Origin of the sequence: Streptomyces sp. A 4/2, assembly GCF_940670765.1 — a bacterium.
GTDB lineage: Bacteria > Actinomycetota > Actinomycetes > Streptomycetales > Streptomycetaceae > Streptomyces.
The window spans coordinates 117,030-143,470 of sequence record NZ_CALNVW010000050.1; the positions used below are offsets into that span (position 1 = coordinate 117,030).

At 70.3% G+C, this 26,441-nt stretch carries 24 protein-coding genes; 8 read left to right on the forward strand and 16 right to left on the reverse strand.

The window, feature by feature from the left end; genetic code table 11:
* The 3 genes from NBY69_RS33265 to NBY69_RS33275 all read left to right on the forward strand — a co-directional run bounded on the left by NBY69_RS33265 (position 1) and on the right by NBY69_RS33275 (position 3,587).
* Entirely contained in the window at positions 1-1,368 is a 1,368-nt protein-coding gene (locus tag NBY69_RS33265; RefSeq protein ID WP_250305692.1) for a cytochrome P450, read from the forward strand.
* A gap of 447 nt (positions 1,369-1,815) precedes the next feature.
* Entirely contained in the window at positions 1,816-2,724 is a 909-nt protein-coding gene (locus tag NBY69_RS33270; protein WP_308409517.1) for a cytochrome P450, read from the forward strand.
* Between the two features lie 110 nt (positions 2,725-2,834).
* Positions 2,835-3,587, forward strand: coding sequence for an enoyl-CoA hydratase/isomerase family protein (locus tag NBY69_RS33275; RefSeq protein WP_250305744.1), 753 nt, complete (start codon positions 2,835-2,837; stop codon positions 3,585-3,587).
* Positions 3,588-3,639: 52 nt separating this feature from the next.
* Here the strand turns inward: NBY69_RS33275 and NBY69_RS33280 are convergent, their stop codons facing one another.
* The 3 genes from NBY69_RS33280 to NBY69_RS33290 are packed head-to-tail and all read right to left on the reverse strand — an operon-like array spanning position 3,640 to position 5,979.
* On the reverse strand, positions 3,640-4,473 hold the full coding sequence (locus NBY69_RS33280; RefSeq protein ID WP_250305694.1) for an alpha/beta fold hydrolase: 834 nt from the start codon (positions 4,471-4,473) through the stop codon (positions 3,640-3,642).
* A 1-nt stretch (position 4,474) separates the two neighbouring features.
* Complete coding sequence (locus NBY69_RS33285) at positions 4,475-4,873, reverse strand: RidA family protein (RefSeq protein ID WP_250305695.1); 399 nt, start codon at positions 4,871-4,873, stop codon at positions 4,475-4,477.
* The gene (locus NBY69_RS33290) at positions 4,870-5,979 is read right to left on the reverse strand and encodes an acyl-CoA dehydrogenase family protein (protein ID WP_250305696.1); all 1,110 of its coding nucleotides are present in this window, start codon (positions 5,977-5,979) and stop codon (positions 4,870-4,872) included. The genes NBY69_RS33285 and NBY69_RS33290 overlap by 4 nt, the downstream gene beginning before the upstream one ends.
* An 82-nt stretch (positions 5,980-6,061) precedes the next feature.
* Here NBY69_RS33290 and NBY69_RS33295 point away from each other — a divergent pair, with 82 nt between their 5' ends.
* Both NBY69_RS33295 and NBY69_RS33300 read left to right on the forward strand, forming a co-directional pair.
* Positions 6,062-7,681, forward strand: coding sequence for an AMP-binding protein (locus NBY69_RS33295; RefSeq protein ID WP_284350037.1), 1,620 nt, complete (start codon positions 6,062-6,064; stop codon positions 7,679-7,681).
* Between the two features lie 70 nt (positions 7,682-7,751).
* Complete coding sequence (locus tag NBY69_RS33300; protein ID WP_250305698.1) at positions 7,752-8,606, forward strand: GNAT family N-acetyltransferase; 855 nt, start codon at positions 7,752-7,754, stop codon at positions 8,604-8,606.
* Here the strand turns inward: NBY69_RS33300 and NBY69_RS33305 are convergent.
* On the reverse strand, positions 8,593-10,956 hold the full coding sequence (locus NBY69_RS33305) for a bifunctional salicylyl-CoA 5-hydroxylase/oxidoreductase (RefSeq protein ID WP_250305699.1): 2,364 nt from the start codon (positions 10,954-10,956) through the stop codon (positions 8,593-8,595). The genes NBY69_RS33300 and NBY69_RS33305 overlap by 14 nt on opposite strands.
* On the reverse strand, positions 10,941-11,768 hold the full coding sequence (locus tag NBY69_RS33310) for an enoyl-CoA hydratase family protein (RefSeq protein WP_250305700.1): 828 nt from the start codon (positions 11,766-11,768) through the stop codon (positions 10,941-10,943). Before NBY69_RS33310 ends, NBY69_RS33305 begins: the two co-directional genes overlap by 16 nt.
* A 267-nt stretch (positions 11,769-12,035) precedes the next feature.
* Here NBY69_RS33310 and NBY69_RS33315 point away from each other — a divergent pair, with 267 nt between their 5' ends.
* Positions 12,036-12,467, forward strand: coding sequence for an ATP-binding protein (locus tag NBY69_RS33315; RefSeq protein ID WP_250305701.1), 432 nt, complete (start codon positions 12,036-12,038; stop codon positions 12,465-12,467).
* On the opposite strand, the gene NBY69_RS33320 is transcribed toward NBY69_RS33315, so the two are convergent.
* From NBY69_RS33320 to NBY69_RS33370, 11 genes are all read right to left on the reverse strand, one after another.
* Positions 12,439-13,869 (reverse strand): amino acid permease, encoded by a 1,431-nt coding sequence (locus tag NBY69_RS33320; protein ID WP_250305702.1) that lies wholly within the window; start codon positions 13,867-13,869, stop codon positions 12,439-12,441. The genes NBY69_RS33315 and NBY69_RS33320 overlap by 29 nt on opposite strands.
* Positions 13,870-14,040: 171 nt before the next feature.
* The gene (gene argF / locus NBY69_RS33325; protein WP_250305703.1) at positions 14,041-15,054 is read right to left on the reverse strand and encodes an ornithine carbamoyltransferase; all 1,014 of its coding nucleotides are present in this window, start codon (positions 15,052-15,054) and stop codon (positions 14,041-14,043) included.
* A gap of 60 nt (positions 15,055-15,114) precedes the next feature.
* Positions 15,115-16,341, reverse strand: a complete 1,227-nt coding sequence (locus NBY69_RS33330) for an arginine deiminase (protein ID WP_250305704.1) — start codon at positions 16,339-16,341, stop codon at positions 15,115-15,117.
* Between the two features lie 50 nt (positions 16,342-16,391).
* Positions 16,392-18,986, reverse strand: coding sequence for a polynucleotide kinase-phosphatase (locus NBY69_RS33335; protein ID WP_250305705.1), 2,595 nt, complete (start codon positions 18,984-18,986; stop codon positions 16,392-16,394).
* The gene (locus NBY69_RS33340; RefSeq protein WP_250305706.1) at positions 18,983-20,503 is read right to left on the reverse strand and encodes a 3' terminal RNA ribose 2'-O-methyltransferase Hen1; all 1,521 of its coding nucleotides are present in this window, start codon (positions 20,501-20,503) and stop codon (positions 18,983-18,985) included. Before NBY69_RS33340 ends, NBY69_RS33335 begins: the two co-directional genes overlap by 4 nt.
* Before the next feature lie 180 nt (positions 20,504-20,683).
* Positions 20,684-21,604 carry an LLM class F420-dependent oxidoreductase gene (locus NBY69_RS33345; RefSeq protein WP_250305707.1) on the reverse strand — a complete coding sequence of 307 codons (921 nt, stop codon included), beginning with the start codon at positions 21,602-21,604 and terminating at the stop codon, positions 20,684-20,686.
* A 102-nt stretch (positions 21,605-21,706) separates the two neighbouring features.
* Positions 21,707-22,168 (reverse strand): DUF6099 family protein, encoded by a 462-nt coding sequence (locus NBY69_RS33350; RefSeq protein WP_250305708.1) that lies wholly within the window; start codon positions 22,166-22,168, stop codon positions 21,707-21,709.
* A 122-nt stretch (positions 22,169-22,290) separates the two neighbouring features.
* Complete coding sequence (locus NBY69_RS33355) at positions 22,291-22,653, reverse strand: nucleotide pyrophosphohydrolase (protein ID WP_250305709.1); 363 nt, start codon at positions 22,651-22,653, stop codon at positions 22,291-22,293.
* Entirely contained in the window at positions 22,650-23,774 is a 1,125-nt protein-coding gene (locus NBY69_RS33360) for an AAA family ATPase (protein WP_250305710.1), read from the reverse strand. Before NBY69_RS33360 ends, NBY69_RS33355 begins: the two co-directional genes overlap by 4 nt.
* Before the next feature lie 56 nt (positions 23,775-23,830).
* Positions 23,831-24,226 carry a cell division protein SepF gene (locus NBY69_RS33365; protein ID WP_250305711.1) on the reverse strand — a complete coding sequence of 132 codons (396 nt, stop codon included), beginning with the start codon at positions 24,224-24,226 and terminating at the stop codon, positions 23,831-23,833.
* A gap of 114 nt (positions 24,227-24,340) precedes the next feature.
* Entirely contained in the window at positions 24,341-25,219 is an 879-nt protein-coding gene (locus NBY69_RS33370) for an ABC transporter substrate-binding protein (protein ID WP_250305712.1), read from the reverse strand.
* A 235-nt stretch (positions 25,220-25,454) separates the two neighbouring features.
* On the opposite strand from NBY69_RS33370, the gene NBY69_RS33375 reads away from it, so the two are divergent.
* Both NBY69_RS33375 and NBY69_RS33380 read left to right on the forward strand, forming a co-directional pair.
* Entirely contained in the window at positions 25,455-25,787 is a 333-nt protein-coding gene (locus NBY69_RS33375) for a cupin domain-containing protein (protein ID WP_250305713.1), read from the forward strand.
* Positions 25,788-25,988: 201 nt separating this feature from the next.
* Positions 25,989-26,402, forward strand: coding sequence for a hypothetical protein (locus NBY69_RS33380; RefSeq protein ID WP_250305714.1), 414 nt, complete (start codon positions 25,989-25,991; stop codon positions 26,400-26,402).
* Positions 26,403-26,441: the final 39 nt, after the last annotated feature.

Genomic DNA, 26,441 nt, shown 5'->3' on the forward strand with positions numbered 1-26,441 from the left:
ATGCAGTACCATTCGGAAGCTCAGGCACCGCCGCCTGGCTGCCCGGCACACAACAGCGGAAAAAGCGTCCCCTTGCACGGGTCCGAATTCGCTGCCGCTCCCGACGCCTTCTACGAGCACATGCGGGCGTACGGCACAGCCGCTCCGGTCGAGCTGTCCCCCGGTGTGGAGGCCTCGCTGGTCACGGACTACGCTTCGGCGCTCCATGTCCTGCAGAACCCCGACGTGTTCGCCCGGGACTCGCGTCGCTGGCGGGCCCTGAACGAGGGTCAGGTGCCGCTGGACAGCCCGGTCCTGCCGATGATGGCGTACCGGCCGAACTGTCTGTTCACCGACGGCACCGAGCACTTGAGGCTGCGTCAGGCGGTGACGGACTCGCTGTCCCGGATCGACACGCACCGGGTGAGCCGGCACGTGGACCGCGTCGCGCGGTACCTCATCGCACAGTTCAGTACGCGTGGCCGGGCCGATCTGATCGCCGAGTACGCCCAGTTGGTTCCGCTGCTGGTCTTCAACGACCTCTTCGGCTGCCCCGCGGAGATCGGCGACCGGCTGGTCTACGGGATCTCCTGCCTCTTCGACGGGGTGGACGTCGAGAAGGCCAACGAGATCCTGACGGAGTCCCTGTTCGAACTGGTCGCGCTGAAGCGTGCCCAGCCGGGTGAGGACATCACCTCCTGGCTGATGCAGCACGAGGCGGGGCTGTCGGACGAGGAGATGATCCACCAGCTGGTCATGCTCATCGGGGCCGGCACCGAACCCACCCAGAACATCATCGCCAATGCGCTGCGGCTGCTGCTGTCCGACGACAAGTACTCCGGCGGTCACCACTCGGCGGGTCTGCTGGTCGAGGACGCCATCAACGACGTGCTCTGGAACGGACCGCCGATAGCCAACTACGCGGCGCACTACCCGCTGTACGACGTCGACCTCTCGGGAACCACCCTGCGGGCCGGCGAGCCCGTCCTGATCAGCTTCGCGGCAGCGAACAGCGATCCGGCTCTCGCCATGAGCCGTCAGTCGCTCAGCAAGGGAGCCCATCTCGCCTGGGGCGCGGGCGTGCACGCCTGCCCGGCGAAGGACCCGGCGCTGCTGATCTCCGTGCTGGCGATCGAGAAGCTGCTCAACACCCTGCCGGACATCGATCTGGCCGTGCCCGCCGACAATCTCACCTGGCGGCCGGGCCCGTTCCACCGGGCACTCAACACCCTGCCCGCCCGTTTTACCCCGGAACGGAAAGAAAGGGGTCTGTCCGCGTCTTACGCGCCGGGCAACCGGGCCCCTGGAATCGCTCCCGCCCAAAACCCCCCGAAGAAGCCGGAGAAGGGTAGCTGGTGGAGTGGATTCCTGAGCTGGCGCAAGGTGTGACATCCACAACACCTTCAGTGACTTTACCGTCGCATGAACGTTCAAGCGTACGGGTAGACAGGGTTGGCAAATCTTATGTGTCTCTTGAAACAAGGAGTCGCTGTGGAGCTTTCTCTGGCTACCCCGCCTGTTGACAGGCGCGCTGTTGTTTCCCTGTTCTCGCGTATCCGAACTTCAGCAGGACAGGCGAATCCGTTCCCTTTTTACACAGACCTCAGGGCGATGGGTGATGTCTTCCCAGCCCCCTGGGGCGGCTATCTCGTCACCCCTTACCACCTGTGTGACCAGGTACTGAGGGACAGGTCCTGGACCGTTCCGGGCAGCGAGTGGCGGACTCGGCAGGAGGACGCCACTCGCTGGAGCGCGCCCGCTTCTCTTCAAATGGGCGACACGCTCCCCATGCTTAATCCGCCCGATCACACGCGAATGCGGCGGTCTATGGGAAATATGTTCGACCGAAAATCCCTGGAGATCATGCGGGAATCGGTCGACCGAATAACCGAGCGATTGCTCGATCAACTCACTGATGAATTGAAGGACGGTGACGCAGATTTCTGCGCGCTTGTCAGTGAGGAATTGCCGGTCATGGTGATAGGGGAATGGCTCGGCCTGCCGCCGACCGATTTCCCTCTTATGCGTTCGCTCACGCACGACCAGGTATTCACCCAGGAATTGTTCCCGTCCCGGAGTCAGCTCGCGCTCTCCGATGCCGCGACCAGCCGTTTGCGGGAGTATTTCACCGCCCTGGTCCAGGAACGCCGCAAGAACCCCGGGGACGATCCCGTCTCGACCTGGATCCGCACCTGGGACGAGCTGGAACCCGACCGCGCAGCCGCCGACGAGGCCGTCTACTCCCTCGCGCTCTTCGTGGTCCTGGCAGGTCTGGAAACCACCTCCCACCTGCTCTCCACCATGGTCTGGCTGCTCCTTGAGCACCCCCGCCAGCTGGACTGGCTGCGCACGCACCCCCAGCACCTGCCCGGCGCGATCGACGAAGTGCTGCGCTACGACCCGCCGATCCACATGATCAGCCGGATCGCCCCCGAGGACACCTATCTCGGCGATGTACTCATTCGCAAGGACGAGATGGTGCAGCTGATGGTGGGCACCGCCCACCATGATCCGGAAAAGCACGATGCCCCTGATCTGTTCAACATCCACCGCAAGGCGTCGCACCTCAGCTTCGGCGGCGGAATTCACTACTGCATGGGTGCGCCACTCGCCCGGCTCGAAGCCACCTCGTTGCTGACCGGACTGCTGAATCGGCTTCCGGATCTTCAGGTCAGCGGCACCCCCGTCTGGTCGCCGCGCGTCGCTTTCCGCCGACTCAGCGAACTGCGGGTCGTCCGTTCATGACGTCGTAGGACCCCTCTTCCCCCCACAGGACTTGGAATGCCTCGTCGCGCCCACCGGCCGCGCATATGCCATGGGCCAATGAATCCAGTGAACAAGGAAAAGAAACCAGCATCGTGGAAGACTTCAAGACCCTGCGTGTCACGCACGAGGGCCCCGTACTGAATGTGGAGCTGAGCAGCCCCGAGACGGGCAACGCGATCTCCGGACTCGTCCTCGACGAACTCCTCGCCGTACTCGACGCGTTGCACGACGACCCGAGCATCCGGGTTCTGGTCCTCTCCGGTGCCGGGGACGACTTCTGCCTGGGCGGCGAACGCAAGGAATTCGCGACGCTGCTCGCCACTGATCCCGGCGGGGCGGGTCTGCACGCCCTCGGCAACAAGGCCCGCCGGGTCTGCGACGCTCTCGCGACGGCCAACGCCGTGACCATCGCCCGGCTGCACGGCGGGGTGATCGGTGCCGGCATCGGGCTCGCGGTCTTCTGCGACCTGCGGGTGGGGGCGGACAGCTGCCGGTTCCGGATGCCCGAGCTGGCGCTCGGAGTGCCGCCGGCCTGGGGTGGCGTCCTGCCGCGGCTGCTGAGCGAGGCGGGCGCGGCCCGGGTCCGGGAACTGATCCTGACCGCGGACAACTTCGACGCCGCGAAGGCGGTCGAGCTGTCCATCCTCCACAAGGCGGTCCCCGAGAGCGAGCTGGACGCCACCGTCACCCGGTGGATCAAACCGCTGGTCCGCCGCTCCCCCGCAGCCCTGCGCAGCGCGAAGGTCATGCTCAACGCGTACGCGGGTGCCAGCAGGCTGGCCGACGCCTCGTTCTTCGACGCGGAGCTGCTGACGTCGTCGGTGGCCGCGCGGCTCCGCTGAGCCACGGGCCGGGCGCCCGACCGTGCCGGGGTGTACGGCCGGGCGCCTGGTGTCAACCGGTGGTGGCGATGAATTCCCGCAGAGCGGCGGTCAGTTGCTCCGGCTGGTCCTCGGCGATCAGCGTGCAGCTGTCCTCGATCTCCAGCAGCCTTCCCTGCGGCAGCAGTTCGGCGAGCCGTCGCCCGTGGGCCCGGGGCATCATCCGGTCCTCGGCCGCCCAGACGACCAGGGCGGGCTTGTCGAACGTCCGCAGCCCCTCGGCGGCTTCGAGCAGTTCCGTCTTCCGCACGCCCAGGTTGTAGCGCCGGAAGTCCGCGCGGATGGCCTTGTCGGTGAGCAGCGGGCGGAGCCAGCCGTCCACGATCTCGTCGGGGACGGGCCGTTTGGTGAGTGCTCCGAGGCCGACGGGGAGTCGGCGCATCGGCTTGACCGCGAGCGTACGGGCGAGGAGGGAAATACCTCCCGGCACCCGGCAGGCCCACCCGATCAGCTTGCCCGGGACGCCCGGCGGGTAGTTGTCGAAGGCTTCGCAGGAGGTCAGGACCAGCCGGGCGAGCCGTTCGGGGTGTCGCGCGGCGACGCTCTGGGCCCGGCCGCAGTCGTTCTCCACCAGGGTCACGTCCCGCAGGTCCAGCCGGTCGAGGAACTCCACGACGAGTTCGGCCACCGAGTCGGGGGTGAGCGGGACGTCGGGGCGCATCGGGATGCGGTGGGAGCCGTACGGCAGGGTCGGCGCGAGCACCCGGTGGCCGGGGCGCAGGCCGGCGATCACCTTGCGCCAGACGGTGGAGTCGTGGACGAGTCCGTGGAGCAGGACGACGACGGGTCCGGGGCCGCCGGTGTCCTCGTAGCTGACGGTGCCTGCGGTGAGCTCGATATCGGGCATGTCAGGACAGTACGGCGACGCCGTCGATCTCCACCACCGTGTGCTCGTCCCAGAGGCGGGTGGCGCCGATCACCGCCATGGCCGGGTAGTCGCGTCCGGCCAACTCGCGCCAGATGCGGCCCAGTTCGGCGGAGTGGGTCCGGTAGTCGGCGATGTCGGTGGCGTACACGGTGACCCGCGCCAGGTCCGCGGGGGCGCCGCCGGCCGCGTGCAGGGCGGTGAGGAGATTCGACAGGGCCAGCCGGAACTGGGCCGGGAGGGTGGCACCGGTGACCTTGCCGTCGCCGTCCAGCGCGGTCTGTCCCGCCAGGAAGACCAGCCGGGTCCCGGTGGCGGCGACGGCGTGCGAGAAGCCGGTGGGCGGCGAGAGCTGCGGCGGGTTGACGCGGTCGAGACTCATCCGTACAGCTCCTTGGCGATGATGGTGCGCTGGACCTCGGTGGCACCTTCGTAGATCCGTGGGGCACGGACCTCGCGGTAGAGGTGTTCGAGGAGGTGGCCGCGCTGGAGGGCGCGGGCGCCGTGCAGTTGGACGGCGGTGTCCACGACGTACTGGGCGGTCTCGGTGGCGAAGAGCTTGGCCATCGCGGAGTGCCTGGCGATGCCGGGGGCGCCGGTGTCGTACGCGGAGGCCGCGGCGTACACCAGCAGCCGGGCCGCTTCGGTACGGGTGGCCATCTCGGCGACCTGGTGGGCGACCGCCTGGAGGTCCTTCAGCGGGCCGCCGAACGCGGAGCGCCGGGAGGTGTGGTAGCGGGTCGCGTCCAGCGCCGCCCGTGCCATGCCGACGGCGAAGGCGCCGACGCTGGGACGGAAGAGGTTCAGGGTGTTCATGGCGACCCGGAAGCCCCGGTCGGGCTCGCCCAGGACGTCCGCGGGCCCGACCGGGACGTCGGCGAAGTCCAGGGCGCCGATCGGGTGCGGGGACAGCATGTCCAGTGCGGTGCCCGTCAGTCCGGGACGGTCGGCGGGTACCAGGAACGCGGTGACTCCACGGGCCCCGGCGCCCTCGGTCGTGCGGGCGAAGACCGTGTAGAAGTCGGCCTCCGGGGCGTTGGAGATCCAGCACTTCTCCCCGGACAGCCGCCACCCCCCGCCGTCGGGCACGGCCTTCAGCGCGAGGGCCGCCGCATCCGATCCCGCGCCGGGCTCGCTCAGCGCGAAAGCGGCGACGGCGCGGCCCGCGATCACCTCGGGGAGCAGCCTCGCGCGCTGCCGCTCGGTGCCCGCCTGGACGAGCGGATACGTCCCCAGCCCCTGGAGGGCGAGGGCGGTCTCCGCCTCGGTGCAGCCGTACGCCAGGGACTCCCGCAGCAGGCAGAGGTCCAGCGCCCCGGCACTGAACAGCCGCTCCAGCAGGCCGAGTTCACCGAGGGCGGCGATCAGGGGGCGGTTGACCCGGCCCGGCTCGCCCGCCGCGGCGAGCGGCGCGAACCGCTCCGCCGCGAGTGTGCGCAGCTCGGCGCACCACGTCTGCTGATCCTGGTCCAGCGCGAATGCGCCCATCGACGATCCCCTCTATCGTGAACCGTTGACTGTCGTCACACAAACGATACGCTCCATGGGCGACCAGGGAGGCGATCCCGTCATGGAGCTGAAGACCTCAGCGCACGTCGACACCTTTCCCCGCGAACAGCTGCCGCCCGCCGATCAGTGGCCGGAGCTGCTCCTCGACTCTCCGGAGCTGTCCGACCCGCCCTGCCCGGACCGGCTCAACTGCGCCACGGAACTGCTCGACCGGACCATCGAGCGCTTCGGCGCCGACCGCCCCGTCTTCCGCACCGGGGACGGCGAGCTGTGGACGTACGGGGAACTCCAGGCCGAGGTCGGGCGTATCGCGCATGTCCTCACCTCGGACCTCGGGGTCGTGCCGGGCAACCGGGTGCTGCTGCGCGGACCCACCACGCCGCGTCTCGCCGCCTGCTGGCTCGCGGTGCTGAAGGCGGGCGCGGTGGCGGTGACGGTGCTGGCCACCCAGCGGGCGCACGAGCTGGCCACGATGTGCGACATCGCCCGCATCAGCCATGCGCTGTGCGACATCCGGTCCGTGGGCGATCTGGAGAAGGCGGAGGTTCCGGGGCTGCGGATCACCACGTACGGCGGTGACGGCCCGGAGGATCTGCTGCGGCTGGCCGCCACCAGACCGGCGGTGTATCCGGCCGTCGAGACCTCGTCGGACGATGTCGCGCTGATCGCGTTCACCTCGGGAACGACGGGGCGGCCCAAGGGCTGTATGCACTTCCACCGTGACGTCCTGGCCGTCGCGGACACGTTCTCCCGGCACGTCCTGGAACCCCGCCCCGACGACGTCTTCGCGGGCAGCCCGCCGCTCGGCTTCACCTTCGGCCTGGGCGGTCTGGTGATCTTCCCGATGCGGGCGGGGGCTTCGGCACTGCTGCTCGAACAGTCCGGCCCCCGGCAGCTGCTGCCCGCGCTCGCCGAGCACCGGGTGTCGGTGCTGTTCACCGCGCCGACCGCGTACCGCACGATGCTGGACCGGCTGGGACCTGCCGGGGACGCGTACGACATCTCCGCCCTGCGGCGCTGTGTCTCGGCCGGTGAGAACCTTCCCGCGGCGACCTGGCGCGCCTGGCACGAACGGACCGGGCTGCGGATCATCAACGGCATCGGCGCGACGGAGCTGTTGCACATCTTCGTCTCGGCTGCGGACGAGGCGATCCGTCCGGGGACCACGGGGGTGGCGGTTCCCGGCTGGCAGGCCCGGGTGGTGGACCGGTCGGGGCGGCCGGTCGCCGACGGTGAGCCGGGGCTGCTCGCGGTCCGCGGCCCGGTGGGCTGCCGCTATCTCTCCGACGAGCGGCAGTCGGAGTACGTCAGGGACGGCTGGAACCTGACCGGCGACACCTATGTGCGGGATCCGGACGGCTACTTCCGCTACGTGGCCCGCGCCGACGACATGATCATTTCTGCCGGGTACAACATCGCGGGCCCCGAGGTCGAGGACGCGCTGCTGCGGCATCCCGACGTCCTGGAGGCGGCGGTGGTCGGGCGGCCGGACGCACGGCGGGGACAGGTGGTGGTGGCGTACGCGGTGCTGCGGGACGGCGCGGTACGGGACGCCGGGGCGCTGCGCGAGTTCGTGAAGTCCGAGCTGGCTCCGCACAAGTGCCCCCGGGAGGTGGTGTTCCTGGTCGCGCTGCCACGGACCGCGACGGGGAAACTCCAGAGGTTCCGGCTGCGGGAGTGACGCGGGGCTCCCCTCCCCGGCCCCGGAAATCGCGTGCCCCGCATGCCCGGCATCCTCCACCATGTGGCCCATGGCCTGGACCTTCACGCACGACCTCGACGCCTTCCTGACCATCGCGGCACCCTCGGCCTCCGACCGGCCTGCCGAAAACACCCTCGTGCTCAGCATCACCGCCGCTCTGCACCGCCACGGCCCGCACTTCTACGGCGACGAACCGCCGCTCTTCGGCTGGTGGCGATCCCCCGACGACGTGGTGGACGGCACCGTGGTGTGGACTCCACCGCATGCCGTACAGGTCGGGGCGGTCCCCGACGAGGCCGTCGCGCCGCTCGCCGAGGCGTTCGGGGAGCTGGGGGTGTTCGGCGAGCTGGGGGTGACGGCCGTCAATGCGATGCGGTCCGTCGCCGATGCGCTCACCTCGGGCTGGCCGGACCGGGTCACCACCGGCGAGCAACGGCTGTACCGGCTGGCGGAGTTGATCCTGCCGTCGCCCGCCCCGCCGGGCCGGGCCCGTGTCGCCACGGCCGGTGACCGGGGACTGTTGGTCGAGTGGTACCGCGCCTTCGGCCGGGAAACCGGTCAGCCGGTGGACCGGGTGGAGAGCACGGTGGACGACCGGCTCTCGTACGGCGGGCTGACCCTCTGGGAGTCCGGGGGCGTCCCCGTGTCGCTGGCCGGGGCGACCCGCCCCGGCGCGGGCACGGTCCGGGTCGCCCCCGTGTACACCCCGCCGGAGCTGCGCGGTCGCGGCTACGGGGCAGCGGTCACCGCGCACCTCAGCGGCGCGGCCCGGGACGCAGGCGCGGGTGAGGTGCTGCTCTTCACCGATCTGGCCAACCCGACCAGCAACGGCCTGTATCAGCGCATCGGTTACCGGCCGGTGGCCGACCGTGTCGTCGTCGCCAGGGCGCTCAGCCGAGTCTGAGCCGCGGCTTCGGGTCGTCCGTCCTGCCCGTCCGTGGGGCGCGGCTGCCCGCCCGGTACGGGAGGGGCCAGGGCGCGCCGGGGCCCGCGTAGCCCTGTTCCGCGGCGGCGTGCAGTGTCCACTGCGGGTCGTAGAGGTGGGGGCGGGCCAGCGCGCACAGGTCCGTACGGCCCGCCAGGAGCAGGGAGTTGACGTCGTCCCAGGAGGAGATCGCGCCCACCGCGACGACCGGGACGCCGAGTTCGTTGCGGATGCGGTCGGCGTACGGCGTCTGGTACGAGCGGCCGAATGCGGGCTGCTCGTCGGGGACGACCTGGCCCGTCGAGACGTCGATCGCGTCCGCGCCGTGAGCGGCGAAGGCACGGGCGATGGCCACCGCCTCGTCGGGTGTCGTCCCGCCGGGGGCCCAGTCGGCGGCGGAGACGCGGACGGTCATCGGCCGGTCGGACGGCCAGACGTCCCGTACCGCGTCGAAGATCTCCAGCGGGAAGCGCAGCCGGTCCTGGAGCGGGCCTCCGTAGGCGTCGGTGCGCCGGTTGGTGAGCGGGGAGAGGAAGCCGGAGAGCAAGTAGCCGTGGGCGCAGTGCAGTTCGAGCAGGTCGAAACCGCACTCCGCGGCGCGGCGGGCCGACGCGGTGAACTGCTCGCGGATCCGGGCGAGCCCGGCCCGGTCCAGCTGCGCGGGGACCTGGCTGACGCCCGGCCGGTACGGGAGCGGGGACGCGGCCGACAGCGGCCAGTTGCCGCCGTCCGGGAGAGGCTCGTCCATGCCGTCCCACATCAGCCGGGTGGAACCCTTGCGGCCCGAGTGGCCGAGCTGGATCCCGATGGCCGTGCCGGGTGATTGGTCGTGGACGAATGCGGTGATCCGCTGCCAGGCCGTGGCCTGTTCGGCGGTGTAGAGGCCGGTGCAGCCGGGGGTGATCCGGCCCTCCGGACTCACGCACACCATCTCGGTCATGACCAGTGCGGCCCCGCCGAGCGCGCGGGCGCCGAGGTGGACGAGGTGGAAGTCGCCCGGGTTGCCATCCACGGCGGAGTACATGTCCATGGGCGAGACGACGACGCGGTTGCGCAGTTCGAGAGCGCGCAGCCGCAGCGGGGTGAACATCGGGGGTGTGCCGTCGGGGCAGCCGAAGTCCCGCTCGACGGCGTCCGTGAACGCGGCGTCGCGCAGCCGCAGGTTGTCGTGGGTGACCCGCCGGCTGCGGGTCAGGAGGTTGAAGGCGAACTGGCGTGGTGGCTGGCCGAGATACATCTCCAGCTGCTCGAACCACTCCAGGCTGGCGCGGGCCGCGCGCTGGGTGGAGGCCACCACGGGGCGGCGTTCGCTCTCGTACGCGGCGAGGGCGGCCGGGAGGTCGGGCTGCTCCTCGATACTGGCGGCCAGTGCGAGCGCGTCCTCGACGGCGAGTTTGGTGCCGGAGCCGATGGAGAAGTGCGCGGTGTGGGCGGCGTCGCCGATGAGGACGGTGTTCCCGTGCGACCAGCGGTCGTTGACGACGGTACGGAAGGCCGTCCAGGAGGAGTTGTTGCCGGTGAGCGGGCGTCCGCCGAGCGCCTCGGTGAAGATCGCGGCGCAGCGTTCGGTGGACTCCCGCTCGTCGCAGGAGTCGAGACCGGCGGCCCGCCAGACCTCCTCGCGCATCTCGACGATGACGGTGGAGGCGTCCGGCCCGTACGGGTAGCCGTGCAGCTGCATCACCCCGTGCTCGGTCTCGGCGATCTCGAAGCGGAAGGCGTCGAAGGCGAACGGCGCGGAGAGCCAGATGTAGCGGCAGCGGTGCGTGGTGACACGGGGGGCGAAGACGTCGGCGTACGCCTGGCGGGTGGCGCTGTGCACACCGTCGGCGGCCACCACCAGGTCGTACCCGGCGGCCAGTTCGGCGGGGGGCGGCGCCTCTTCCCGGAAGCGGATGTCCACGCCCAGGGAGCGGCAGCGCCGGTGCAGGATCTCCAGCAGTCGGCGCCTGCCGAGCGCCGCGAAGCCGTGGCCGCCGGAGGTCAGTGTGGTGCCGCGGTGGACGATGTCGATGTCGTCCCACCGCACGAACGCGTCCTGGAGCGCCCGGTGGACGACCGGGTCGGCGTGTGCGATGCCGCCGAGGGTCTCGTCGGAGAGGACGACGCCGAAGCCGAAGGTGTCGTCGGGGGCGTTGCGCTCCCAGACGGTGACCGAGCGGGCCGGGTCGAGCCGTTTGAGCAGCGTGGCGGCGTAGAGGCCGCCGGGACCGCCGCCGACGACCGCGACCCGCAGCGGCTGGGCGGCCGGTCGTTTCTGCGGCTGCGGCTGCGGCTGCGGCTGCGGCTGCGGCTGCGGCTGCGGGGCCACCGTTACCTGCCCTGCCATTTCGGGGGCCGCTTCTCGGTGAACGCGGCGTGGAATTCGGCGTAGTCCTCGCCGTTCATGAGCAGCGCCTGGGTGGCGGCGTCCAGCTCGACGGCGGCGGCGAGCGGCATGTCCAGCTCGGCCGTGAGCAGCGCCTTGGTCTGCGCGTACGCCAGCGCCGGCCCCTCGGCGAGGCGGCGGGCCAGCGCGGCGGCCCGTTCGTCGGCCCGGCCCTCCTCCGCCAGCTCGCTGATCAGTCCGATCCGCTCGGCCTCGGGAGCGCGGACGGGCTCCCCCAGCATCAGCAGCCGGGTGGCGTGCCCGAGGCCGACGACGCGTGGCAGCAGGTAGGCCGCGCCCATGTCGCCGCCGGACAGGCCGACCCGGGTGAAGAGGAAGGCGAAGCGGGCGGACGGGTCGGCCACCCGGAAGTCGGCGGCCAGCGCGAGGACCGCGCCGGCGCCCGCGGCGACCCCGTGCACGGCGGCGATCACCGGGAAAGGACACTCGCGCAGCGCCCGTACGACCTGTCCCGTCATCCGGTTGAAGTCCAGCAGCTGGGCGGTGTCCATGGCCAGGGTCGCGCCGATGATCTCGTCGACATCGCCGCCGGAACAGAAGCCGCGGCCTTCGCCTGCGAGGACGAGCGCCCGTACGGATCGCTCACGGGACAGTTCGGCGAGCAGGTCACGCAGATCGGCGTAGCCGCCGAAGGTGAGGGCGTTGAGTTTCTCCGGTCGCGCGAGAGTGACGGTAGCCACCCCGTCCTGCCTGGTCAGGCGCAGATGGCGCCACTTGTCCACACGGGGGGCTGAGCCGGAAAAGGGGCTCATGAGGGCGGCCTCCTTCGGTCGGTGGGCCCGTCCGGAGGCCGGGCGGAGACCCGGTGGAAGGGCTACCTGTTCGCACAAATTATCACTCCCCCGTGACTACCGTCACGAGTACGCGATAGACAAGATGGAGGCGACCCTGGCAGAAGGTCCCGCCGAAATGTGACGCAGGTCCCATTTCCTCCCGGCTGCTTCCTCTACTCGCCACGCCTCTCGGTTCGTATCGTTTAAACCAGGACGACCCCTCCCACACCGAACGGAACATCAGCCGTGCCGGACATCTCGCACCCCGCCTCGTGGCGCATCGCGCTGCCGCACACCGCGGCAGCCGCGCCCATAGCGCGGGCGCTGATCCGTACGGTGTTCGCGGACATCGAGGGCGAGGAGGCGGCGGACAGCGACACGGTCGAACTCCTCACCACCGAGCTGGTCGCCAACGCCGTGGAACACACCGACGGCAGCGAACCCATCGAGCTGGTCGTCGAGATCCTGCGCGCGGGCTGCCAGGTCGAGGTCCACGACCGCGATCCGGTACCGCCGGGCGAACTCACCCGGACGCCGCCGGTCGCGCCGCCGGACCCCTGGCAGGAACACGGCCGCGGTCTGCTGCTCATCCGTACGCTCAGCTCGTCCTACGGCCACCGGCCCACCGAGCACGGCAAGGCCGTCTGGTTCACGCTGCCGGCCGCCCCGCGGAACTGAGATCGCCCGGCAGCCGCGAGTTGCGGCGCCCGTAAGCGGCGTACACCGCGGCCCCCACCACCAGGAACACCGCGAACTGCACCCAGGTCCGCCAGCCGGTCCCGTACATCAGGTAGACGCAGAAGCCGACACCCAGCAGCGGGCTCACGGGGAACAGCGGCACCCGGAAGGTGCGCGGGAGCGCGGGGTGGCTGCGGCGCAGCGCGATCACGGCGATGTTCACCGCGACCATGGTCGCCAGCGCCCCGATGGTCGTCAGGTTCACCACGACGTCCAGCGAGGAGAAGGCCGCCGGGATCGCGACGACGGTCGCGACGATCCAGGTGTTGGCGATGGGTGTCGAGGTCTTCGCGGAGACCCGCTCGAAGACTCCCGGCACCAGCCCGTCGCGGGACATCGCCATCAGGATGCGGGTCTGGCCGTACATGACCGCGAGCACCACCGACGCGATGGCGACGACCGCGCCGAACGCCACGATTCCGCCGCCGACCGCCGATCCGGTGACCTGGTCGACGATCAGGGAGAGCGCGGCGGGCCGGTCGGCGACGGCGGGTGCGCCGAAGGCCCCGATGGCGGCGAGGGCGACCGCGCAGTACAGCACGGTGACGATGCCGATGCACACCATGATCGCGACCGGGATGTTGCGCCGGGGATTCCTGACCTCCTCACCGGCCGTGGTGATCGCGTCGAAGCCGATGTACGAGAAGAAGGCGATCGAGGCACCGGACGTGATGCCGCCGACGCCGTGGGAGGCGAACGGCACGAGGTGGCCGTGCCGGAACGCGGTGAAGGCGATGGCGCAGAAGACCAGCAGGATGCCGATCTTCAGCACGGCCATCGCGGCCGTCGCACCGGCGCTCTCCCGGATGCCGCGCACCAGCAGCAGGGCCGCGAGCGCGATCACCACCACGGCGGGAAGGTTGATCACCCCACCGTCGCCGGGGCCCTTGGAGAGCACGGCGGGCAACTGATGGCCGATGACACTGTTCAGCAGTTCGTTGAGGTACTGGCTCCAGCCGACGGCGACCGCGCTCACCGAGATGCCGTACTCCAGCAGCAGGCACCAGCCGACGAGGAAGGCGGCGCGCTCGCCGAGTGTGGCGTACGCGAAGGAGTACGAGCTGCCCGACACCGGAATGGCGCCGCCGAGTTCGGCGAAGGAGAACGCCGTGAAGACACAGGTGATCGCGGCGAGCGCGAAGGAGACGATGACGGCGGGGCCCGCTTTCGCCACGGTGTCCGACAGGCCGACGAAGATGCCGGTCCCCACGATGGCGCCGACGCCGAAGCACACCAGCTGGAAGAGGCCCATGCTGCGCCGGAGGCCGTGCCCCTCCAGGTCCGCGCCGGATTCGGCGATGAGCATTTCGGGGGGCTTGATTCGCAGTCCTGACGGACCCATGGATGCGGTTCTTTCTCTGGACTTTCCTACGGCGGACGTACACACGGCGGTCCGCACACGACGGACGGCACACAGCGAAGTGGGGTTCGGGCGTGCGAGCCCGAACCCCACCAATACGCGCCACAATATCTGCCGAACCGTACATTCACCCCATTGGGGGCATGTGCCTTCTTACTGCCGCTCACTGCCCGCGAGCGTGGCGACCATGACCGCCTTGATGGTGTGCATCCGGTTCTCGGCCTCGTCGAACACGACCGAGTGCGCGGACTCGAAGACCTCGTCGGTGACTTCCAGCTCGGTCAGCCCGTACTGCTCGTGGATCTCGCGGCCGACCTTGGTGCCGAGGTCGTGGAAGGCGGGCAGGCAGTGCAGGAACTTCACCTGCGGGTTGCCGGTGGCGCGCAGCACGTCCATCGTCACGGCGTACGGGGCCAGCGCGGCGATGCGCTCCGCCCAGATCTCCTTCGGCTCCCCCATCGAGACCCAGACGTCGGTGACGACGAAGTCGCACCCCTGGACGCCCTCGTCGATGTCCTCGGTGAGGGTGACGGTCCCGCCACTGGTTTCGGCCAGCTCGCGGGCCCGCGTCACGACGTCCTCGGCGGGCCAGTAGGCGCGGGGGGCGACGATCCGCACGTCCAGGCCCAGCAGCGCGCCGGTGACCAGGTAGGAGTTGCCCATGTTGAAGCGGGCGTCACCGAGGTAGGCGAAGGCGATCTGCTCCAGTGGCTTGTCGCTGTGCTCGGTCATGGTGAGCACGTCGGCGAGCATCTGGGTCGGGTGCCAGTCGTCGGTGAGCCCGTTGTAGACGGGGACCCCGGCGTACGCGGCGAGCTCCTCGACATGGGGCTGACTGTCCCCGCGGTACTCGATGGCGTCGAACATCCGGCCGAGGACCCGCGCGGTGTCCTTGAACGACTCCTTGTGCCCGATCTGCGAGCCGGAGGGGTCGAGGTACGTCGTCGACGCACCCTGGTCGGCCGCCGCGACCTCGAAGGCGCAGCGCGTCCTGGTCGAGGTCTTCTCGAAGATCAGGGCGACATTCCTGCCGCGCAGCCGCTGCACTTCGGTGCCTGTCTTCTTGGCGGCCTTGAGCTCGGCGGCCAGCTCGATCAGACTGCGGAATTCCTCCGCGGTGAAGTCCAGTTCCTTGAGGAAATGGCGGCCTGCGAGGTCTATCGCCATGGTGGCTGCTCCTGGGGCGCGAGTAGGGGACAGTGGAAGTCTATGCGTTCGAACGCATCACTATACGGCATCCCGTACGACCGGACAGCTCATGCACCGCGGCCCGCCCCGGCCCCGCCCCAGCTCGCTGCCCGGGATCTCGATGACTTCGATCCCCTGTTTGCGCAGATGGGAATTGGTGGTGAAGTTCCGCTCGTACGCGACGACCACCCCCGGCTCGACGGCGAGGACGTTGCAGCCGTCGTCCCACTGCTCGCGCTCCGCCGCGTGGACGTCCTGGGTCGCGGTCAGCACCCGGATACCGCTCAGCCCGAGGGCCGCCGCGATGGCACGGTGCATCTGCTCCGGCGGATGGTCGGTGACTTTCAGGTCGCGCTCGGTGTCGCCCGGCTCGATCGTGTACGAGCGGAGCATGCCGAGCCCCGCGTACTGCGTGAAGGTGTCCGCGTCGACCATGGTCATCACCGTGTCCAGGTGCATGAACGCCCGCCGCTTGGGCATGTCGAGGGCCACGATCGTCGTCGCCGAACCGGCCGCGAAGAGGCCGCGGGCCAGCATCTCCACCGCCTGCGGGGTGGTGCGCTCGCTCATTCCGATCAGGACGGCGCCGTTGCCGATGACCAGGACGTCGCCGCCCTCGATCGTCGAGGGGTAGTCGACCTGCCCCTGCGACCAGTGGTGGAAGGCACCGGACCCGGTGAACAGCGGGTGGTGGCGGTAGATCGCCTCGAAGTGGACGGTCTCCCGCTGTCTGGCCGGCCAGCGCATCGCGTTGATGGAGACGCCGTCGTAGATCCACGCGGACGTGTCGCGGGTGAAGAGGTGGTTGGGCAGCGGGTCGAGCAGGAAGTCGTCCAGGTCCATGACGTGGAAGCGGACGGAGACCGGTTCCACGTGGCGCTCCAGGAACTCCCGCTTGGTCATCCCGCCGACCAGGGCCTCGACGAGTTCCCCGGCGGGCAGCTCGTCGAAGGCCGCCCGCAGATGGCCGGTGGCGAGCGGGCCGTACTCCTTCTCGTCGAAGACCCGGTCCAGGACGAGGGTGCGGGCCTCGGGCACCTCCAACGACTCGCGCAGCAGGTCACCGAAGAGGTGCACCTCGATGCCCCGGTCGCGGAGCACGGCGGCGAAACCGTCGTGCTCCTGGCGGGCCCGGCGCACCCACAGCACGTCGTCGAAGAGCAGTGCGTCCTTGTTGGTGGGCGTGAGCCGCTTCAGCTCCAGATCGGGCCGGTGGAGGATGACGCGGCGCAGCGGCCCGGTCTCGGAGTCGACATGGAATCCCATGCCCCCATCCTGTCCCCGGGCCGCTGCGCCCACCCCCTGAACGAATCGGTTCAGAGCCGCGGGTCGACCGGCTCCGACTCCAGTGCCAGAACCGCGAAGACCGCCTCGTGGATCCGCCAGAGCGGTTCGCCGTCGGCGAGCCGGTCCAGCGCCTCCAGGCCGAGTGCGTACTCGCGCAGCGCGAGCGAGCGCTTGTGGCCGAGGAAGCGACCGCGCAGCCTGGCCAGGTTGTCCGGGTGGGTGTACTCGGGGCCGTAGATGATCCGCAGGTACTCCCGTCCGCGGACCTTGATGCCGGGCTGGACCAGTCGCCCCTTTCCGTCGCGCGCGAGCGCCTGGAGCGGCTTGACGACCATGCCCTCGCCGCCGCGCCCGGTCATCTCCAGCCACCAGTGGATACCGGACCGCACGGACTCCTCGTCGCCGGTGTCGACGATCAGCCGACGCGTGGTCCGCAGGAGTCCGCTCTGGTCGTGCTCCACCAGCCGGTCCAGCCAGGCGAGCTGCTCGTCGTGCGGTACGGCGGCGAGCGAGCGGCCCTGCACGGCGAGGAGCTGGAAGGGGGCGAGACGTACGCCGTCCAGGCCGTCCGTCGTCCAGCAGTACCGCCGGTACGCCTCGGTGAACGCGACCGCGTCGTCGGACCGTCGGCGCTGCGCCGCGAGCAGCCCCTCGACCTCGATGCCACGGGCGGCAGCCGCTTCGAGCGCCCCGATGACGCCGGGGAACACGGCTCGGGAGGCGGCGCCCACCGCCGCGTACTGCTTGCGCAGCAGGCCGGTGGCCTTGAGCGACCAGGGCATCAGTTCCGCGTCGAGCAGCAGCCAGTCGGTGGCGAGTTCGTCCCAGAGTCCGGCGTCGGTGACGGCGGTGCGCAGCCGGTCCAGGATCTCTTCGGTGACTGCGGGGTCGTCGAAGAAGGGGCGGCCGGTACGGGTGTGCAGCGATCCCGTCGGACCCGACACCCCGAAGCGCTCGCGCGCCGCCTCGGCGTCCCGGCAGACGAGCGCCACCGCGCGCGAACCCATGTGCTTCTCCTCGCACACGACTCGCCCGACACTGTCCGACCTGTACTGCGCGAAGGCTTCGGCGGGGTGCTCCAGATAGCCGTCGAGGTGCGAGGTGCCGGTGGGCGACATGGTCGGCGGGAGGTAGGCGAGCAGCCGGGGGTCGACCGCGAACCGGCTCATGACCTCCAGTGCCGCCGCCGCGTTCTCCTCGCGCACGGCGACCCGGCCGGTGTGCCGGGTCTCCACGACCCGTCGGCCGCTGACGTCGGCGAGGTCGAGCGGCCGGCCGTCGTGGCCGCCGGGCGCCTCGGTGGTGAGGGGCCTGGACGGCTCGTACCAGACCTGCTCGGCCGGTACGTCGACCAGCTCGCGCTCGGGCCAGCGCAGCGCGGTCATCCGCCCGCCGAACACGGCGCCGGTGTCCAGGCAGATGGTGTTGTTGATCCAGCTGGTACTGGGGACAGGCGTGTGGCCGTAGACGACAGCGGCCCGGCCCCGGTAGTCCTCGGCCCACGGGTAGCGCACGGGCAGGCCGAACTCGTCGGTCTCGCCGGTCGTGTCCCCGTACAGGGCGTGCGAGCGGACCCGGCCGGAGGTGCGGCCGTGGTACTTCTCGGGCAGCCCGGCGTGGCAGACGACGAGCTTGCCGCCGTCCAGGACGTAATGGCTGACCAGTCCGTCGATGAACTTCCTCACCTGCTCGCGGAAGTCCGGGTCCCTGGCGTCCTCCTTCTCCAACTGCTCGATCGTCTCGGCGAGTCCGTGACTGTGCTGGACCTTCCTGCCCTTGAGGTAACGGCCGAGCTTGTTCTCGTGGTTCCCGGGCACGCAGAGGGCATTGCCCCCGTCGACCATCGACATGACGCGGCGCAGCACACCAGGGCTGTCCGGGCCACGGTCCACCAGGTCACCGACGAAGACGGCGGTCCGGCCGTCGGGGTGCACGCCGTCGGTGTACCCGAGTTCGGTGAGCAGGGTCTCCAGCTCGGAGCTGCAGCCGTGGATGTCGCCGATGATGTCGAAGGGGCCGGTGAGGTGGGTGAGGTCGTTGTAGCGCTTCTCCAGGACGACTTCTGCCGCATCGGCCTCCTCGGCGCTGCGCAGGATGTGCACCTTGCGGAAGCCCTCACGCTCCAGCCCGCGCAGGGAACGGCGCAGTTCGCGGCGGTGGCGCTGGATGACGTGGCGGGGCATGCCGGCCCGGTCGGGGCGGGCGGCGTTGCGCTCGGCGCAGACCTCCTCGGGCAGGTCGAGGACGATCGCGATGGGCAGGACGTCGTACTCGCGTGCCAGCTGGACGAGTTGCCTGCGGCTCTCCGACTGCACGTTGGTCGCGTCCACGACGGTCAGCCGTCCGGCGGCCAGCCGCTTCCCGGCGATGTAGTGGAGGACGTCGAAGGCGTCGCGGCTGGCGCTCTGGTCGTTCTCGTCGTCGGCGACGAGGCCCCGGCAGAAGTCGGACGAGATGATCTCGGTGGGCTTGAAGTGCTGGTGCGCGAAGGTGGACTTGCCGGATCCGGTGGCGCCGACGAGGACCACGAGGGAGAGGTCGGTCACCGGAAGAGTGCGCTTGCCGGTGCCGGTGGTGCTGATGCTGCTGGTACTGGTGCTGCTGGTGCCTTCGGTTCTGCTCATGCCGCCTTCGCCTCCTTCACGGTCGTGCCCTTGTCCGTCGCGTCCTTGCCCTTCGTTTCCTGCACGGACTTGTCCCTTGCCGCCTTGGTGAAGACCGCCATCTGGGTCGGCGGTCCGACCTCGGGGTCGTCCGGGCCCACCGGCAGGAACTCCACGTCGTACCCGTGTCGTTCACCGACCGTTCCCGCCCAGTCGCGGAACTCCTCGCGGGTCCACTCGAAGCGGTGGTCACCATGGCGGACATGTCCTGCGGGCAGGGTCTCCCAGCGCACGTTGTACTCGACGTTCGGCGTGGTCACCAGCACCGTCTGCGGCCTGGCCGCGCCGAACACCGCGTACTCCAGAGCGGGCAGCCGCTCGGGGTCGACATGCTCGACGACCTCGCTGAGCACCGCGGCGTCGTAGCGCTTGAGCCGCTTGTCCGTGTACGCGAGGGAGCCCTGCATCAGCTTCACCCGCCCCGCCAACCGCTCGCCCATCTGCTCCAGGCGGAGCCTGCGGGACGCGATGTTCAGCGCGCGCATGGACACGTCGACGCCGACGATCTCCGTGAAACGGACGTCCTTCAGCAGCTCCTGGACCAACTGGCCCTGGCCGCACCCCAGGTCGAGCACCCGGGTCGCGCCGGACGTGCGCAGCACTTCCATGATCACCTCGCGCCGCCGGGCGGCGAGCGGGACCGGCTTCTCCTCGGTGTCCGTGGTCTCGTCGACGGCGTTGTCGATCGTCTCGACCTCGGTGTCGTCGGCCTCCGCGAGGCGCACCAGTTCCAGGGCCTCCCTCGCCTGCCGGGTCAGTCCCCAGCGATGGGACAGGTAGCGGCTGGTGATCAGGTTCTGCTCGGGGTGCTCGGCCAGCCAGCCCTCGCCCGCGCGCAGCAGCTTGTCGACCTCGTCGGGCGCCACCCAGTAGTGCTTGGCGTCGTCGAGCACGGGCAGCAGGACGTACAACTGCCGCAGGGCGTCGGCGAGCCGCAGTTCACCTTCCAGTACGAGCTTGACGTACCGCGATTCGCCCCAGTCCGGGAACTTCTCGTCCAGGGCGATCGGTTCGGCCTTCACGGTCTCCCAGCCGAGCGGGCCGAAGAGCTTGTGCACCAGTTCGGGGCCGCCGCGCGCGGGGAGCGCGGGCACCTCGATACGCAGCGGCAGCGGGCTCGCGGCCCGCTCCGGCATGGCCTTGCAGTCGCCGCGCAGGGCGCTCTTGAAGACGGTGGTCATGGCGACGGACAGCAGCGAGGAGGCGGCGTACGGGCGGTCGTTGACGTACTGCGCGAGCGCCGAATCGGGCGCGCCGCCACGTCCCTTGCCTTTCCCCCGCCGTACGAGTACCACCGGATCCACCTCCAGCAGCAGCGCCGCGGTGCAGCGCTCGGCGGTGGCCTCGGGGTAGAGGACGTGCGCCGTGCCGTGGGAGGTGGAGAACATCTGCGCCTTGTCGGGATGCTTGTGCAGCAGAAATCCGAGGTCGGTGGCAGGACGCTCTGGGGTGCCGGTGGTACTGATCGTCAGGAACACAGGTCCGATTATCGTCCGCCCCGTGCACCCCGACCAGAGGTTTTCACCCCCCGTGGTTACGGTCCGCGGGGAAGGTCCGGACGCCCCGGGCCCGGCAGAGACCGGCCGGACAGGGGCCCAGAGTCTTCCGTTTGGATCAGGCCGGGCTCGCGTGGTCCGGCCCGATCCAAACGAGAGGCCCTAGTTCAGCTGGGACAGGACCTGCGAGGAGATCAGCTCCAAGTGGTCCAGGTCGTCGAGATTGAGGACCTGGAGGTAGATGCGCGACGCCCCGATCGCGCCGTACCTCCCGATCTTGTCGACGACCTCGGCGGGCGAACCGCCCAGACCGTTCGCCTTGACGTCCGCCGTGTCACGCCCGATGGCGTCCGCCCGCCGCGCCACCTCCGCGTCGTCCTTGCCGACGCAGACGACCAGGGCGGTGGAGTACACCAGGTCGTCCGCCCTTCCTGCTGTCGCGGCGGCCTCCTTGACCCGCCCGAACTGCCGCTCGCTGTCCTCGACCGAGGCGAACGGGATGTTGAACTCATCGGCGTACTGCGCGGCCAGCCGGGGTGTACGGGTCGCTCCGTGCCCCCCGATCAGCACGGGCACCTTGGCCTGGGCCGGCTTGGGCAGCGCGGGCGAGTCGGCGAGCTGGTAGTACGTACCGTCGTAGCTGAAGGTGTCGCCCACCTCGGTGCCCCAGAGCCCGGTGATGATCGCCAGCTGCTCCTCCAGGCGGCCGAACTTCTCCTTGGGGAACGGGATCCCGTACGCCCGGTGTTCCTCCTCGAACCAGCCCGCGCCCAGGCCCAGTTCGACCCGGCCACCGGACATCTGGTCGACCTGGGCCACCTGGATCGCCAGGACGCCGGGCAGCCGGAACGTGCCCGCGGTCATCAGCGTCCCGAGGCGGATCCGCTTGGTCTCGCGGGCAAGACCCGCCAGCGTGATCCAGGCGTCGGTCGGTCCGGGAAGACCGTCCCCGGACCCCATCCGCAGATAGTGGTCCGAGCGGTAGAACGCATCGAAACCGAGGTCCTCGGTGGCCTTGGCGACGGTCAGCAGGGTGTCATAACTCGCCCCTTGCTGGGGCTCGGTGAAGATTCGAAGATCCATGCATCCATCCTGCACCTTCGAAGGGCCGCGGACCGCCCCCGCACCGCCCGCCGCCCGCCGCCCGCCGCCCGCCGCCCAGGACACGACCGGGACCGGTTCCGGTCAGTGCCACGCTCTCTCCCCGTCCCGCTCGTCCAGCCTGCGCAGCATCCCGCTCACCCGGTCACCCGATTCGTCCGCCGCGTCCATCGCCTCGATGCACTGCCAGTAGACCCCCTCCTCCTCCGTGCCACAGGCGACGCCGACCAGGGCGATCCCCACCTCCCCGAGGAGCACGCCCAGCGCGGTCAACGCCTCGCGCACATCCGATACTTCCGACAGCTGCGCGGCACGTATCAGCCCGCCGCGCAGTGCCGGCACTTCGAGCGCCCCGCAGCCACGGCCGCCGGACTCACCCAGCGCCCGCGCCTCGGCCCGCAACTCCTGCGGGCCTCTCAACGCCAGGTGTCCGCCCACGGCCTGGGCGAGCGCCTGCGCCTGCCACGCCTCCACCATGGTGTCCAGTTCCGGCACGCTCTGCGCCAGAGCGTCCCGACTGATCGCAATGAGTCGCACCCCATCCATCCGCGTCCCCGTTCCTCAGACTTTCCCTCTCCCCTTTCATTACCCAGCGTGAGGGCAGTAGGACCGTAAAGCCAGGGGAATTCGGAAATCTGTGGACTCAAGGCGCATTGTTGATAACTCACTCACTCCGGAGAGTGACGATGCGGGGTGTCCTTTACTGAAAGACCCACCGGGAAGCGTGTCTCATTTCGGTCAATTTTGTCGGAAAGTGCCGCAAGAGCATCGATCCCCAGCACCTCGCAGAACTGCAGCACATAGGCCAGGACATCGGCGACCTCGTCCACCACCCGGTGTGCCGAAGCGGTCTCCTCCATCACCCGGGCCGACTGCTCCGGGGTCAGCCACTGGAAGATCTCGACCAGCTCGGCCGCCTCCACGCTCAGCGCCGACGCCAGATTCTTCGGCGTGTGGTACTGCTGCCAGTCCCGCGCCGCGGCGAACTCGGCCAGCCGACGCTGCAATCCCGCTACATCCAGTTCCGTCACGCGCTCAGGTCTACCACTGCGACGCCTTCCGCCCCACAGGCCCATCCCGCGTCCAGAGCCGTCCCCACCAGCCGGACACGGCCCCGCGCGCAGACCGCCGCCGCCAGGGAGGTCAGCTCCCGGATCTGCCGCCCGTCCAGACAGCGGTCGAATCCGTCGGCCAGGACCGTGAGCGACTGCATCGTGGACGGAACCTCGCCCGCGGCCCCCGCAGCGAGCACTCCGGGCCCCGTCAGCATCACCAGCGCGAGGGCCAGATAGCGCAGCTCGCCCTCGCCCAGTCCCCCCGCCGGTGCGACCGTCCCGCGGCCCCGGCCGAGCACCATCCGCACGGTCCCGTCCGTCAACTGCTCGGCGGCCAGCTCCTCCACGGGCCCCGAGCATCCCGCACGCGCCGCCGCCGCCAGCTGCCTGTGCCCGTCCCCGCACTCGGACCGGGTGCGGTGCAGCACCGCGGCGAGGTTGTCACAGCCGCTCCGCAACCGGTCGTCCGTCACCACCGAAGGGTCCCGCATCCACTGCGGCTGGGGGTCACAGGCGAAGACCGTGCGGAGCGCCACCACCATCTGCTCGGCGGCGGCCAGCACCTTCAGCTGCCCGACGGTCTTGCCCGCCACGCGCAACGGCAACAGCGCGGTACCCAGCCGGTCGTCGGGCAGCGGAGCGCGGGTCACCGGGACCGAACCCGCCGTGTGCCAGGCGGCCTGTACGGTACGGCGCGCCGGATCGCGCAGCGCCGTGGACAGCAGTAACTCCCCGCCGGCGGTGAGGCGTTCACCGACGATACGCAGCGCGGGCTGTGCCTGGACCGCGAGATCGAGCCGCACGGGACCGGCCGGGCCGTCGGCGGTGCAGCCGATCCGGAATCCCCGTCTGCCCTGCTCGTCAGCCCCGGCCCACTCGGGTACGCACCCGGCCGGATCTCCGAAGACCGCGCCGAGTTCCTCCCCCGCACCGAGACGCGCGAGCGCCTCGTACGCCTGGAGCGCGCTCGACTTGCCGCTCCCGCTCGCTCCGGTGAACAGGGTCAGCGGGGCGAGCGGGAAGACGGCACTCCGGTGCGACTTGAAGGCGGAGAGCCGCAGTTCGGTGACGGCGGGGCGGGTGTGCTTCAGGTCCATGGTCCGGACCGTATGCACCCTCCACGGTGGCGAACCGTTCCGTCTCTCCTACCTTCCTACGATCGGGGGACCGCAGCCGCAGCGATCCCTTCGACCTCCATGCCGACCGGAGCCAGCAGGAAGACGTTCTTGTCGACCCGGTGCATCCCGCTGCCGAGACCGAAGACCACACCACTGGTGAAGTCCAGGATGCGCTTGGCCACGTCGGTCTCCGCCGCCGTCAGATCCAGCAGCACGGGAACCTGGGCGATGAGGTGCTCGGCGACTTCCCGGGCGTCCGAGAAGATCTGCACCCGCAGCACGACGAGCCGCCGCTGCTCGGACGCCTGGTCGTTGGGGATGGTTTCGTGATCGATCCGCGACGGCCATTCGTTACGGCCACGCAGCGGTACTACCTGGGCAAGCCCCTCCCACTGTTCATCGGTGACGTCGTACCTGTCGTACCTGCTCACCGGACCACCTCGGCTGGGCTTTCTATCTGCATCAGCCAATTCTGACCCTCCTCACCCGTTCGGCCCAACTCCGACACGGGCGAGTCCCTTGATCAGGTCCCGGTGTGAGCACACTCACCGCGCCGCGGCGGCCTCCACGGCGTCGGCCACCGCACCGAAGAACCGGGCGTGCGCGCGGGCGGTGCCGGGGGATTCCGGGTTCCACGGCATCACCCGGGCACCGGCCCCGATACGCTGCCAGCCCTCGACCGCACGCAGCGTGTCGAGTGGCGCGGCATTGGCGCGGACGTCGGCGAGCACGATGTCGGGGCGCAGCTCCGCCGCCTCCGACCAGCTGACGGTGGCCCAGTTCGCCCCGCCGCCCTCCGGTGGCCGCACGGTCCGGACACCGCACTCCGTCAGCGCGCGCAGATCGGGCCAGGCGGTGGGGCGGGCCAGGTGCACCTGGTCGGGCCCGGCCGGCGAGAGTGCCAGTACCCGCGGCCCGGACGGTGCGCCCGCCACCGTACGGAGCCGGTCCCGCGCGGCGTCCAGCAGCCGCTGCCCCTCCCCGTCACCGGCGGCCCCCAGCGAGCGGGCCAGGGCGCCGAACCGCTCCCGGATCTCACTCAGGGTGCGCGCCTGTCCGACATCGACGACCACGACCGGTACCCGCTCCTCCAGATGTTTGGCGGCGTCCGGGTCCAGCCCGTACACCTGACCGCCGCCGTAGCTGACGGCCACGACGAGGTCCGGCCCGCCGGTCAGCAGGGTGTCCACGTCCAGGGCGCTGCCCGCCCCCAGATAGCCGATGCCGTCCAGGGGCAGCGAACCCGCTTTCACCGGGTCGGCCGTGGAACCGTCGTGGAACGAGCCGAATATCGCGGCCGGGGCTATGCCGTGGTCCCACAGGGTGGCTCCGGCCTGGATGTACGCCGTCACCTTCGAGGGCGTCCGCCCGGCTGTCGACAGCTGTCCACGGTCGTCGGAAAATTGCCAGGCCGGCTGTTCCATGACGTTTCGCGCCCCCTCCGGGTCCGCGCCGTCCGGACACCCGGACGCCGCACACCTGTACCTGCCCAGCCCGCGGGCGGGACATTCGGCGCCCACAGCCGATCGGCCCGGAATCGCACCAGGACCGCACCAGGACCGCACCAGGACCGCACCAGGACCGCACCAGGACCGCACCAGGAATCGTGCCGGAACCGCCCGCGTTGCCCGGTCGCGGGTATGCCGGGAGAATGGCGGTATGCAGAGACTGTCCCTGGAAGCTCTGGCCCGCCAGCAGATCGAACTCGCCGCCGCGGCCGGTGGCGGCCACACCGCGGACACCGTCTACGGCGGCCACGAGAAGGTTCTGCGCCAGACAGTGATCGGCATGACCCTGGGCGCCCAGCTCGCCGAGCACGAGAACCCCGGCGAGGCGACCGTACAGGTGCTGCGCGGGCGGGTGCGGCTGACGGCGGGCGACCTCGCCTGGGAAGGCCGGGAGGGCGACTTGATCATCGTGCCCGACAGCCGTCATCGGGTTGACGCCCTGGAGGATTCCGCGATCCTGCTGACCGTGGCCAAGCTGCTCTGACGGTCACCGAGGAGTTCCGACAGACCTCGGCGATTCCGCCCGACGGCACCAAGCCGTAACCTCGTCGGGCGGGAGTTCGACCTACAGGGGACGGGGCGGCGATCCATGGGGCACGCGGGCGACGACGGAACAACATTTGCACCCGAAGCAGCTCTGCGGGCAGGCCCGTTGGGCAGGCTGCCGGCGGTCGTCAGGGGTGGGGTGACCATCGCGCTGCTCATCGTTGTGGCCGCAGTCGGGGCCGTCTTCCTGCCGGTTTCGGCGACCGTCGACCCGGCGGAACCCGGCACCGTCTACACCTACCCCAGGCAGGTGCACTGCGGGTCGGTCGTGCGCCCGGCGGGTGACGATGCGCTGGCCGACGACACCCACGATGCGGCGGCATGCGGCTCCGCACGGGTGCAGCGCCTGGGCTGGATCGGGGTGGGGCTCGGCGGTGCGTTCGCCGTCCTGCTCTTCACCCTGCTGATGGGCGACGGTATGTCCGGACCGCCGGAGGCCGCTTCGCCGGAGACCGGGCGGATGCCCGAAGAGTCAGAAGAGGCAGAAGGGCCCCAAGAGACCGAAGAGCCAGGAGGCAAGGATGGGCCCGAAGTGCCGCACAGGAGCGCGTAGTTCCGGACCGCGCACTGTGTCGAGCCACAGCTCCGGTCA